The organism is Capilliphycus salinus ALCB114379 (assembly GCF_047276495.1).
Classification (GTDB): domain Bacteria; phylum Cyanobacteriota; class Cyanobacteriia; order Cyanobacteriales; family Microcoleaceae; genus Capilliphycus; species Capilliphycus salinus.
Map to the genome: position 1 here is coordinate 4,167,508 of NZ_CP178543.1, position 12,860 is coordinate 4,180,367.

Annotated in this window: 8 protein-coding genes; 3 read left to right on the forward strand and 5 right to left on the reverse strand. The window is 42.2% G+C overall.

Annotated elements, in window-relative coordinates:
* Nucleotides 1–2: 2 nt before the first annotated feature.
* Both ACL6C3_RS17305 and ACL6C3_RS17310 read right to left on the reverse strand, forming a co-directional pair.
* Complete coding sequence (locus ACL6C3_RS17305) at nucleotides 3–4,922, reverse strand: filamentous hemagglutinin N-terminal domain-containing protein (RefSeq protein WP_413160178.1); 4,920 nt, start codon at nucleotides 4,920–4,922, stop codon at nucleotides 3–5.
* Between the two features lie 124 nt (nucleotides 4,923–5,046).
* Nucleotides 5,047–6,573 carry a hypothetical protein gene (locus ACL6C3_RS17310; RefSeq protein WP_413160179.1) on the reverse strand — a complete coding sequence of 509 codons (1,527 nt, stop codon included), beginning with the start codon at nucleotides 6,571–6,573 and terminating at the stop codon, nucleotides 5,047–5,049.
* 160 nt (nucleotides 6,574–6,733) lie between these two features.
* Here ACL6C3_RS17310 and ACL6C3_RS17315 point away from each other — a divergent pair, with 160 nt between their 5' ends.
* Nucleotides 6,734–8,659 (forward strand): heavy metal translocating P-type ATPase, encoded by a 1,926-nt coding sequence (locus tag ACL6C3_RS17315; protein WP_413160181.1) that lies wholly within the window; start codon nucleotides 6,734–6,736, stop codon nucleotides 8,657–8,659.
* Here the strand turns inward: ACL6C3_RS17315 and ACL6C3_RS17320 are convergent.
* From ACL6C3_RS17320 to rbsK, 3 genes are all read right to left on the reverse strand, one after another.
* Nucleotides 8,656–9,318 (reverse strand): GUN4 domain-containing protein, encoded by a 663-nt coding sequence (locus ACL6C3_RS17320; protein WP_413160182.1) that lies wholly within the window; start codon nucleotides 9,316–9,318, stop codon nucleotides 8,656–8,658. The two genes, ACL6C3_RS17315 and ACL6C3_RS17320, sit on opposite strands and share 4 nt — an antisense overlap.
* A 290-nt stretch (nucleotides 9,319–9,608) precedes the next feature.
* Nucleotides 9,609–10,151: a DUF2267 domain-containing protein gene (locus tag ACL6C3_RS17325; protein ID WP_413160184.1), complete on the reverse strand. Its 543-nt coding sequence runs from the start codon at nucleotides 10,149–10,151 to the stop codon at nucleotides 9,609–9,611.
* A 109-nt stretch (nucleotides 10,152–10,260) separates the two neighbouring features.
* Nucleotides 10,261–11,178, reverse strand: a complete 918-nt coding sequence (gene rbsK, locus ACL6C3_RS17330) for a ribokinase (RefSeq protein ID WP_413160186.1) — start codon at nucleotides 11,176–11,178, stop codon at nucleotides 10,261–10,263.
* Between the two features lie 95 nt (nucleotides 11,179–11,273).
* Here rbsK and ACL6C3_RS17335 point away from each other — a divergent pair, with 95 nt between their 5' ends.
* Both ACL6C3_RS17335 and ACL6C3_RS17340 read left to right on the forward strand, forming a co-directional pair.
* Nucleotides 11,274–11,819 (forward strand): nucleoside 2-deoxyribosyltransferase, encoded by a 546-nt coding sequence (locus ACL6C3_RS17335; RefSeq protein WP_413160188.1) that lies wholly within the window; start codon nucleotides 11,274–11,276, stop codon nucleotides 11,817–11,819.
* A gap of 52 nt (nucleotides 11,820–11,871) precedes the next feature.
* Complete coding sequence (locus ACL6C3_RS17340; protein ID WP_413160190.1) at nucleotides 11,872–12,852, forward strand: nucleoside hydrolase; 981 nt, start codon at nucleotides 11,872–11,874, stop codon at nucleotides 12,850–12,852.
* The last annotated feature ends 8 nt before the right edge of the window (nucleotides 12,853–12,860 follow it).

The following is a 12,860-nucleotide window of genomic DNA, read 5'->3' on the forward strand; positions in this document are numbered from 1 at the left end:
CTTTATTCTTCGGGATTGCACTGATTTAAGGGGGGTTGGGGTTGGCGGTGAACTCCGGTTTTTGTGGGGTCGTAACCAACCAAAATAACCTCCCCATCTTCGGTTCTTATCCAACCCCTCGCCGGAACAATCGTTCTCGAATCTACAGGATGATCATCACGATTATTTTCTCGGTTTTGTGATATTTGTTGAGGACGTTGTGAGGAATGATTGGATTGAGAAATAACGGGTTCAATCAGGGGAGATTGTAACTCAACTAACCGGGGAATTGTTGATGAATCTTGAACGGGGTTCGGCGCTATTCCTCCCCGACCTGTTATCACAAATTCGCTAGTTCCTCTCTGTTTGCAAGGGTCTTGGGCGATTAATTCAGCCGGGTCAACAACCTCAACTTCTAGTGATTCTGGGGGGTCAAAATTAAGCGTTGTATCGATAGAAAGTTCTCCGGCTGCGTTAATAATGCTATTTTGAGATTGAAGAAGTCCAAGTTCGGAATTTCCAAAAGGACGAATATTAATATTACTTCCTCCCGTTGGATCAAAAGCACTGGTAACAATTTGGCTATTTTCCAACAACACTAAAAAATTAGAATTAATATCAATATTTCCATCAAAGGTTTGACCGCTTTGACTTCCAGTTGCTGAAATTAAACTTTGATTAAATAGGCGAGTATCACGCGATCGCAAATTAATATTTCCCCCTTGACCCGCCTCTGAACTTGCATTGAGTTGACCTTGATTATCTAAAAGGGTTTGATTAGCCGAAATATTGATATTACCCGGAATTCCTGAAGCATTGGAATTCACTAAAATTCTAGCTTGATCTCGAATTTGCAGTTGTCCTGTTTGAATGGTTACATCTCCTGCATTTCCAGTGGAGCGAGTTTCAGCAAATAAACCACCAGGATTTCCATTGGGTGCAGTTCCTCGAAGTTCTACTTGTTGAGGAGCATTAATGGTAATATTGCCTGCATTTCCGCTACTGTTTTCGGTTGCTGCAACAATAATTGACCCTCCATCACGAACACTCAATTGACCTGTTGTAATGTTAACGTTGCCTGCATTTCCCTGTCCTCCTGTAAAAGCAATTAAACCGCTTCCACCGCTTCCATCTGTAGATGTCCCTCCAATGTCAACGAACTCAAGAGCAGTAATGTTGATATTACCAGCATTTCCGGTACTGTCTTCGCCGGTTGAGACACCAATGAACGAGTTATCAAGAATGCTCACTTGTTCTGCGGTAATTGCGATGTCTCCTGCATTGCCACTGCTTCTTATTCCTGCTGATATTCCTGACTGGTCATCCATGACAAACCGACCCGTTTCAATAGTGATATTGCCTGCATTTCCAGCATTACTGGTCAAAGAGCTAATTTGAGCATTATTAGTGAATTCAACAGATTCAGAAGCGGTGATGTTAATATTGCCTCCATTGCCTCCTATCAAAGCGATTTCTTCGTTATCAGAAGTAGTATCGCCAACACTGATTCTTGCTTCATCTCGAATCGTTAATTGTCGAGTTAGGATGGTAACGTCTCCAGCATTGCCTGTTCCTGTTGTCAGTGCAGATAAGCCTGCCAGACTACCCGATAACTCAATTCGATCAGTTGCTACGATGTTAATATTACCTCCATCCCCCGCATTAAGACGGGTATCGTTTTGAGAAGAAGCACTGATTAATGAATTTCTAATTAGCAGTTGTCCTGTCTGAATATCAATATTTCCACCATCACCCTCCCCAAATGTGTTCGTAGATATTCCGATTGAAAATTCACCCTGACCAATACCGACTAACTCGACTGAATCTGTGGCAAATATTCTGATATTTCCGGCATTTCCTGTTGCCTCTTGGGGGACTTCTAGAGAGTCCAAAGCCACTGGTAAACCTGAAGTAGCACTAATATTAGAGCGATCTTGAATTGAAAGTTTTCTGGTAAAAATAGTGATATCGCCTGCGTCTGCACTTCCGGTTGTACTGGTAAAAAGACTGCTACCCAAAAGTTCCGAACCCGGTAAAATCCCGCTAAGTTCAACAGATTCAGAAGCATTAATCAAGATTTGACCTGTCTGACCTTCTCCATTTGCTGTTCGCGCTTCAATCCGTCCACCATTGCGTAAAACTAAACGTTCGGCTTCAATAATCACGCTTCCTCCACTACCCGTTCCTGTTGGTTTCACACTCGCATCTATTAAGGAGGTCGCTTGATTATTAACTGCATTTAATAATTCTACATTGTCTGCTCGTACAATAATTGTACCAGCATTTCCTGCATTATCGCTTGCCACAGAGACATTTGCACTATCAGTAATTCTAAGCTGTTCGGCTTCAATAATAATCGTACCCGCATTTCCCGTACTACCTGAGCCTGCTAAAAAACCTGTGCTAAATATCTCTCCTTCGGGTGAAAAACTGACTCCACTTAGGTTAATATTTTCAGCCTTTACTGTGATATTTCCGGCATTTCCTGTACTAGAAGTTGAAACATTAATCTGTGAAGCATCTGTCATTTGTAATTGTTGAGTTTCAATGATAATTTGACCTCCATTCCCGTTAGCTGTTTCCTCCACACTTGCAAAAAAACCGCTAGCAAAACCGTCTGTTGAAGTTCCCCTAAATTCGATATTATCAGCTTTAACAATGATATTGCCTGCATTTCCTGACCCGGAAGTTCGGGTAAGAATTTGCCCTCCTTCTAACAGCAATAAATTCCCCGTATTGATTTCAACTATTCCTCCATTTCCCCTTGCATCTTGTTCAAGATCACTAAAAATAGCACCGTTTGATAATTCAACAGAATCGCTTGCCAAAATTGAAATTAAACCACCATTTCCTTGTCCGAAGATACTACTTTGAATACTTGCTCCATCTGTCAATCGTAATTGTTCCGTTTCAATTTGAATTGAGCCTGCATTACCCATTCCTGTTCCACTGACATCAGCAAAAAAACCACTTATTAACTCACCATCAGCAGAAGTTCCTGTAAGTTCGATATTATCAGCTTTTACAGTTATATTACCTGCATTTCCTTGTCCTAAAGTCGTAGTAAAAATTCCCCCTCCTTCTGACAGCAACAAATTCCCTGTATTAATTTCAACTGTTCCACCATTTCCCACTGCACCTTCTATAACATTGCTAAAAATATTACCACTTAATAATTCAACAGAATCGGTTGCTAAAATTGAAATTAAACCTGCATCTCCTTGTCCCAATGTACTGCTTGAAATTACCGCGCTATCAGTCAATCGTAATTGTCCGGCTTTGATTTGAATTGTGCCTCCATTTCCTTCTCCGAAGGTACTACTTTGAATTCTTGCTCTATCCGTCAATCGTAATTGTCCGGTTTCTATGTAAATATTTCCTCCATTACCCATCCCTGTCTCATTAACATCAGCAAAAAAAGCACTCGGAAATTCACCATCAGCAGAAGTTCCCATAAATTCGATATTATCAGCTTTTACAGTTATATTACCTGCATCACCTTCCCCGGAAGTGCTAGTATCAATTTGCGCTCCTTGTGACAGCAATAAATTTCCTGTATTAATATTAACTGTTCCTCCATTTCCTAGCACATTTTCTTGAACACGAGTGAAAATATTACTACTGGATAACTCAACTGATTCGGTAGCGATAATAGATATTCTACCTGCATTTCCTTGTCCAAATGTATTGCTTTGTATTCTTGCTCCTTCTGTTAATCGGAATTGTTCTGTTTCTATGTAAATATTTCCTCCATTACCTTTGCCTGCTTCATTGACATCCGCAAAAAAACCGCTTGCAAACTCACCATCAGGAGAAGTACCCGAAACTTCAACGGATGCAGCTTGTACGCTTATATTCCCTGCATTTCCTTGTCCAAAAAGAGCAGTATTGAGAAACGCTCCACTATCCATTCTGAGTGAATTGGCGGTTATATTAATGTTTCCGGGTTGACCGATTGCATCAAAATCAATAACGTTTCTAATCGAACTTTCTGTACCTGTTATCAAAACGTTTTCTTGAGCGTTAATATTAACATCCCCACCTTGTGCTTCTAGAAACCCTAAACCTTGATCAATTCCGGCGCGAATAACACTATCACCCGAGATTTCAACATTTCTTGCATTAATATTAACGTCTCCGCCTCCATTTCCACGAATGTTAATTTCTGATTCATTGGTTAACGCTACATTTCCCCGTTGAATATTATCGGGAAAACTTAAACTATTATCGGGGTTAATTTGAATAATTCCTGGTTCTGATAATCCTCCTAATTGAATTCGACTCCCCGGAGAAATTGCAAAGCCATTATTAAATAATACATCTCCACCAACCAATGCTAAAGTTTGATTTTGAGGAACGTTTAATCCTTGCGAAATCAGAAATCCCGCATCATCTCTTAATGAACTCCCATCGGGTCGAACCAGTTGAGGTGCGGCTTGATTAACAATAGCCCCCGGATTTTCTCGAATATTTAATCCGATAGGCATATTTATGGTTAATAACGGCGGCGCTTCCGGATTACTCGCCGCAAATTCAAACCCATCAAATAATATTCCATCGGCTGTAGACGCAAAAAATGAACCCCCAACATCCAACCGTGCGTTAGGGCCAAATACAATCCCCGCAGGATTAATTAAAAATAAATTAGCATTCCCTAAAACGCCTAATGTTCCCAGAATTTCCGAGACATTTCCGCCCGTAACGCGAGTTAAAATATTAATGATATTATCTGGATTAGAAAAATAAGCCCCTCGTCCTTCGTCTACGTTAAATTCTTGAAAGCTATGAAATAGGTTCCCACCCCGTACAGCACCCCCGTCAATTCTATCGCTATTTATTCCCCGAATATTCACGTTCGGCGTAACCACAGAATTTTCATTACCCAAGCTGTTATCGGGGACAATTTGTGCTTGGGTGGGTAGAACTGGAATAATAGAACTCAAGGCAATTAAACCTGCAAATAAGGGGCAGGCCTAAGAGGTGATGCTGGACCACTGGCATTTTGAGATTTAAGGGATAATTCTATTACTTTGAAGTATACTACTAAAACAACAAAATCAGTCAACTTCAAGGCAACCAACGGGGATTAAACCCAAAAAACGGCAATTCTTCGGGCTTGATTTCCGCTTGGGTCGGATCGGATAATATCTCTAAGGGAAGTATCCACAACCGACTGGTAATAATTGCATCGCCGCCTTGGGTGCGGGGCGCATTCTCAGCTTGGGGTGAATTTTGTTGATTTTTAATCACCGTTTGATCGAACAACAACGCCAAACCATCCGGCGACAAACTAATATTAATTTCCTGTTGATTTGGTAAAATTACCAACGGCGCCAACTCGGCGGTTTTAATATCAATTACGGCAATATAAGGCTGTTCTTGATATTCTTGCTCCTCATCGAGAAGTTCGGTTAACAAACAAAATAACAACTGATTACTCGGATCGAACTGAGCATTTAAAATATTACCAAAAGGCGGGGTTCGATAGAGTTCCCGTTCTTCTCCTTGATTATTCACTAAAAATAGCGATCGCGTACCATCGAGGTTAAATTTCACCATCACAGCGGCTGAACCGTCATTGGTAAAGCCGAGAACTTGACCGTATCGGGGTAAATATTCTAACGGTTCCGATCCCGGTTCTAGCGGTAAAATAGTGGTTAAATCAGGTCCTTGAGCAATTAGCAGCGATTTACTATCGGGTCCAATTAAAAAGTCACCGCCTTCGGTTTTTAAAGGTTTCGCCGCTTTTCCCGACTCAATAATCCAGGGGCCAAAGTCGGCCGGATTGTCTTTTTTCACGCGCTGAACGACAATCATTTTACCATTGGGAGACAGGTCAAATTTGAGATTTCTATACTTTTGACTATCAAGAATTAACTCAATTTCTCCGGGCGGTTTCGGGCGTTTCGCTTTCTGTTGTTGAGGAGAATTCGGGTTAATTCCCGTCGTCACCGTGTAGAGTTGGGGTTCAAATTTTCCTCCCATTTGATCTTCGCGAGAAATCGCCGAAAATAGAATTTGATCGCCATTGGGATAGGGTTCAAACTCCAAAACCACCAAATCAGCAGGGGTGAGGGCGATCGGCTGCGGACTTTCTTGAGACAGGTTCACCAACATCAACCGCCCTTCTTTGTCTGCCGTGACTCCAATATACACAAAAGCCCGATCTCGGGTGCGAAAATACCCCGTAAACGGTTCAATCACCCGCCCTTGATTTCCCGCGTACAACTGATCGCGAGCATCCTGCAACTGCACGCTAAACGGCGTTCCATAGGGTGCGGGTTCGACCAAAGTATAAGCCATCCGTCGCCCCGCCCAACTGATTTTACCGGCCAGGGGCGGATCAATTCGCAAATTTCGCTCGACACTTTCCCGATTCATGGGACGATTGAACGTGAGAATAAATCCGCTATCTAAGGCGCCAATTTGTTTGTTATTCCAGCTAAATTCTCTCACTCTCGGCGTGGTGCGATCGCCCGTGAGCAACATCATTCCCATCAGCACCGTTAAGACTATCATTAGTGCGATCGCCACGCGATCTACAGGTTCACTGTTTTTAAGCCAAGCTTGAGTTTTAGTCTGGAATTGAGTCATCGAAGTTTTTAGCTGAAAGGGTCTGTGCGATGCAGATGTTTTCCCTTCACAAGATTACCATGTTTCAGGCAAGATTGGGGGAAAATTTTTTAGTCAAATTTTATATTTGTTTTTGAGATGAAGTTTTAAACTAAAAATAGCGTTAGAGTTTACACAGCACATGACACGTCTTTTTTCTACTCCAGATTTTCGTCAACTCCTCCACAAATATCCCGAGGCGGTTGCTGCGGTTAGCTGTGCGATTTTAGTGATTTTGGGTTGGCTGAGTTTAAACTTTGCTTCGGTGGGTATTGCTTTATTTTTGTTGACCGTTGCTTATGTAATTGGCGGTTATGAAAGCACCAAGGAAGGATTAACAACCCTGTTTGAAGAACATCAGCTTGATGTTGATTTGTTGATGATGGTTGCGGCTGTCGGGGCGGCTAGTTTGGGTTTGTGGCAACAGGATTATACTTTAATTATTGATGGGGCAATTTTAATCCTAATTTTTGCCATTAGCGGCGCTTTAGAAAGTTTTGCCATGCAACGCACCGAACGCAATATTCGCCGTTTAATGGCGGTTGCACCCGATACCGCCCGCACCCTTCGCAACCATCAAGAAGTTGAAATTCCGATTCATCAATTGCAAATTGACGATATTGTAATTGTCAGACCCGGCGAATTAATTCCCACCGATGCGATCATTATAGAAGGTCACAGTAGTCTCAATCAAGCATCGATTACCGGGGAATCGATTCCCGTTGAAAAAACCATCGGTGATGAAGTGTTTGCCGGAACGTTAAATGGTCACGGTGCCTTACGCTTGCGAGTTCATCAACCCCCAGAAAGTAGTCTGATTCAACGGGTAATTCGTTTAGTTGAACAAGCCCAAACCGAAGCCCCTCCTTCTCAAGAGTTTATCGAAAAATTTGAGCGGGGTTATGCCCAAGTTATTGTAATTTCCGGGATTTTACTGGCAATTATTCCGCCTTTATTTTTGGGGTGGGATTGGGAAACAACTATTTATCGGGCTTTAATCTTTTTAGTGGTGGCTTCTCCCTGTGCGTTAATGGCGGCAATTATGCCAACCTTACTATCTGGAATTGCCAACGGTGCGCGTCAGGGTATTCTGTTTAAAAATGGGGCGCAACTCGAAAAAATAGGGACTATAAAAGCTATTGCTTTTGATAAAACCGGAACCTTAACAACCGGAAAATTACAAGTGGTTGAAATTCTTCCCACCTCCGGGAATTCTCCCGAAAAAGTTCTGCAACTGGCTGCGGCTTTAGAAGCGGTTTCAGAACATCCCATCGGAGAAGCGATCGCCGCCGCCGCTTCTGAAAAAAACCTCAAACTTTTAACCGCCAAAACGGTACAGGCCAAAGCCGGTTTAGGAATTGTTGGGTTGGTGGAAAATCAAGCGGTAATTGTCGGAAAATCGAGCTTTGTCGCCGCCGAAGTTTCCCAAGACAATCAACAATTACAAGCGGAAACTACCCGCCTAGAAAACGAAGGAAAAACCGTGATTTGGGTGGCTCAATCTCAACAAATTTTGGGTTTAATTGCGGTTGCGGATACCGTCCGTTCCGAAGCAAAAATTGTGATTGAACGGTTAAAGAAAATGGGTGTTAAACAGATTGTCATGTTAACCGGAGATAACCAACGCACGGCTGATACTGTCGCTCAATCTTTGGGAATTACAGGGGTTTATGCCAATCTATTACCCGAAGATAAATTAACCGTAATTCGCCAGCTAAAACAGCAATATAACACCGTTGCGATGATTGGCGATGGAATTAACGATGCACCCGCTTTAGCCCTAGCAACGGTGGGAATTGCGATGGGTGGCGCCGGAACCGATGTGGCGTTAGAAACGGCAGATATTGTGTTAATGGCGAATCGTTTAGATAAGTTACCGTCAGCGATTCGTTTGGGGTGCCGTTCAAATCGAATTGTTCGTCAAAATATTGTGTTTGCTTTATCTTTTATTGGTCTGCTTTTAATTGCTAATTTTGCAGGTCAAATTAACCTTCCTTTGGGGGTCATCGGACATGAAGGATCGACAGTTTTAGTCACCTTAAGCGGTTTAAGGTTATTAAAAGCTTAGTTGATTAAACATTGTCGCGACAGCAGGGAAAATCTCAATCCGGTTCTAATTCCCCAACATAATCGGGGATTTTCTCCAAACGTACAAACTCGTACTCCGATGGGAAGATGTCCTTTGGGAGCGTTTTCCATATTGTTCCAAACTAATTCCGAATATTTCAGCCATCTTCCCTCTTTTAGCCATCCGACATCCCTTGCAAATTGTTCATGTCCCTCCGTCCAATTGTTAAATTTAATCGGTTCATTATACCCTTGCAAATCATTATTATATTTCAAAAACACTTGCTTTTGAACGCTAAACCCAAACCGATTTTCACTATATTTTAGCCAAAGTTTATCGATTTTGTTGATATCTTGACAGGGAATTTCTTGCTGCGCTTCTATATCAAACCAACCTTCTTCGGTGCGGCTGATAATATTGAGTAAAATTTTGCCCGTAATCAGATCGGCAAGCTTCCATTCTTTTCTTTTTAGCCAATATTCTAATTCTTTATAAAGTTGATTTTTTCTCTGTTTTTTGGCTTCAATTTTTACGGATCTCGCGCTTTCAGCCGGGAATATTTTCGGGCTGATTCCCAAGAATAATCCTGAAAATCCGAGGATAAATGCAATCAAAATCCAGAAATTAAATTGAGTTTTTTTGTCTGTATTAATCAGCATTTTACAGGTTTTATTGAATTCTAGGGTGAACAATTGAGTCTTTCAGTCTTCTTCAAAAATCTGAGACGTTTTTCGGGAACAGGAAATATAAATTTGAGAATGTTTAAACAAACTCTCGTTTACTTTCCTATTCCCTTGAACGGATCAATCAGTTCAGAAAAACTCAGTAAATTAACCAACAGGAAGCAGATAAATAGACTAAAAATCGGCTTCTGTTGGCATTTGATCACCCTGAACAATAACAACCTTTTTTAGCCGGCTATTATCTGTTTAAAAACACTACAGACCGCTTAAGCTTCTTGCCAAAGTTCTTTGACTTTTCCGGCGGGCAGCCAACTGTTAATTTCTTCTATACGTTCTTCTGAAAGTTCTTCTTTTGTTGCCGAAAATACAGCCGTTACCGCTTGTTCGCGATCGACAGTTTTCGGAAGTCCGCCTTCATTTGCTACTCGAAATAAGAAGCGATCGGAATCAATTTTAAAAATTCCAGGCCCCTGCCAGGGTGGACGAACCCGGCTTAAAAAGCCTACAATAGGATTGGTATCTTTCCATAGTTGGGCAACTTCCATCTGGAGTGCTTTTTCTTTCGTCGGCACCGCTTCTTTATGAAGTTCAGATTCTACGCGATCGGCGGCTTCTGTCGTCATTAAATCCCGCATCACCCGGAAGACAACCTCTGTAAAATCTCTCGCATCGTAGAGATCCGCCATGCCGCTTTTTTTCATCACCTTTTCAAGAAAAGAACGATGTTCATCGGCGATCACAGTTCTTCTATCCTCGACTTCCGTCGGGTCAACCTCAGGTAAGTTTTTATTTTTTATGTCATCAGGCATTATTAATTCCTTTTTTTATGATCATTTTCATTGCCTAAGTCTAGTAGAAGATTCGGCGATTTTTCCTCATCCCCAAGTTAGAGATATTAACTATCAAAGGATAGAGATTTTAGTGAGAATTTAAAAAAGCCTCAAAGGTTTCTCGGTCGGGAAGGGAAGGCTGCGCCCCCGATTTTGTCGTTGCCAACGCCCCCGCCGCCGTTCCCCAAATCACCGCTTCTCTTAAGGATAAACCCCGCTCAAAAGCCGCCGCCATCGCTCCATTAAACGCATCTCCGGCCGCCACCGTATCCACCGCTTTAACCGGGAAAGCTTCTACTCGAAAATGTCCGGCTTTATTCAGACAAAAAACTCCTTTTTCACCCAATTTTAACACCACAGTTTCTACCCCCCGTTCCCGGAAAAAATCGGCCGCTTTGAAGCCGTTTTTTTCATCGGACAAATCCAATCCGGTTAAAGCCTTGGTTTCGGTTTCATTGGGTGTTATAATATCAATTAGCGAGTAAAGTTCATCCGGTAAGCTTTCGGGAGCCGGAGCCGGATCTAAAATAATTTTTACCCCCGCTTTTTTCGCCTCTTTCGCCGCCGCAATATTCACCGCTAAAGGCACTTCTAACTGTAATAATAATGAACTGGCATTAGAGAATAAATTCTTCAGTCTGTCAACATCCGAACGTTCAACTCGACCGTTGGCACCGGGAATAATAATAATTGTATTTTCTCCCTCTCCATCAACCGCGATCATCGCCACACCGGAACTCGTTTTTGAGTCCACTTTTACCCACTCCGTTTGTACCCCGGTTTCGTTAAGATGGGCTAAAAGTTCCTGACCAAAACTATCTTCCCCCACTCGCCCCACCAAGTACGTTAACGCCCCCAAACGCGCCGCAGCCACCGCTTGGTTTGCACCCTTTCCACCGGGAGCGGTAAAAAATTGATCCCCTTGTAGCGTTTCTCCGGGACTCGGTAAACGCCCGGTTTGAACCACTAAGTCCATGTTAATACTACCAAAAACAATTACGCTCATAGGACATTAGATTTAACGTTTCGTTCTCAAAATGTTGCTGAAAATGGTATCATAAATTTAATCTACAATCATCTAACTTAATCAGGAACTTTGTTGTGCGCGTTTATTTGGCAGGCCCCGATGTGTTTTTACCCGAACCCTTGAAAATGGCGGAAGCTAAAAAAGAAATTTGTCAAAACTATGGCTTTGAGGGCGTATTTCCCTTTGATAATAGCTTGGATTTCACGAATTTAAACCCTCGGGAAGTCGCCCTCAAAATTTATCACTGTAATCTTAAATTAATGAACGGTTGTGATTTAATGATCGCCAACATGACCCCCTTTCGCAGTCCCAGTTTAGATGCCGGTACCGCTTTTGAAATCGGCTACATGACCGCCCTCAAAAAGCCAATTTTTGGGTACAGTAATGATGGGCATCTCTACGGCGAACGGGTCATTAATAAAACCTCAGAAACCCTCGACGATCGCGGAATGTTGATCGAAGACTTTGAGATGATGGATAATTTAATGTTAGAAGGGGCTATAATAACAACTGGCGGTGCTGTTGTTTATGAAACCGTAGAACCCCAACAGTATTATACCGAATTGCGGGTTTTTGAGAAAGTCGTTAAAATAGCAGCCCAAACACTTCTGAATCAATAACCCCGTAGGGGCGCAAGGCTTGCGCCCTAAATCAAGGAAATTTTTAATTAAAATGAACCAACAATTATCCCCACCCAAAATCATTTTAGATACCGACCCGGGCGGCGATGATGCCTTCGCGATTTTGTGGTTAATGAGTTTAGTTAAACAAGGATTAGCCGAACTTTTAGCCGTCACTTCAGTCGAAGGAAATGTCAATGCAAAACTCACCTTTACCAACGCTTGTAAACTCCTCCAACTGACAAATTTTTCAGAAATAGAAGTCGGACGGGGAGTCATTAAAACCCAAAAAGAAATTGCCGATGCTGCTTTTATTCACGGTAATGATGGCTTGGGAAATTTAGCCCACACCTTACCTTTTCCGCAACAGTCCTATGAAAAAGCCAGATATTCCGATGAAATTTTAATCGAAAACTTGACAACATTTCCCGGAGAAATTACCATTATCGCCCTCGCCCCCCTAACCAATTTAGCCGCAGCCGAAACCAAATCACCCGGTATTTTAAAACAAGCCAAAGAAATTATTATTATGGGCGGTGCCTTTAACATCGCCGGAAATGTTACCCCAGAAGCCGAATTTAATATTGCTTACAGTCCCGAAGCCGCCGAGATAGTTTTTAACAGTAATAGTAACCTGGTTATTTTACCCCTCGATGTGACGCGATCGCTAATTTTTCTTCCCCAAATGGCGGAAAGCATTTCCGAAGTTAACCCCGAAAGCGATATTTCTCAGTTTATTCTCGCCCTCACTAAAGCGATGACCCAAACTTCCCTTTCCCACCGAGAAACTCAAGGAATATCCGGTTTTTTAGTTCACGATGCGGTCACTTTAGCCTATTTATTTTATCCCGAAACCCTACAATTTCAACGGGGTAGAGTAGAAGTAGAAGTTATGGGGAAATTAACCAAAGGAAAAACCATCTGCGATCGCCGCCACCGTGCTAAAATGGGAACAAACGCCTGGGTCGCCCAACAGGTCAATTCGGCCGATTTATTTGCCGCTTTCCTAGAAGATTTAAAAATCCTGGTATAATATTAAAT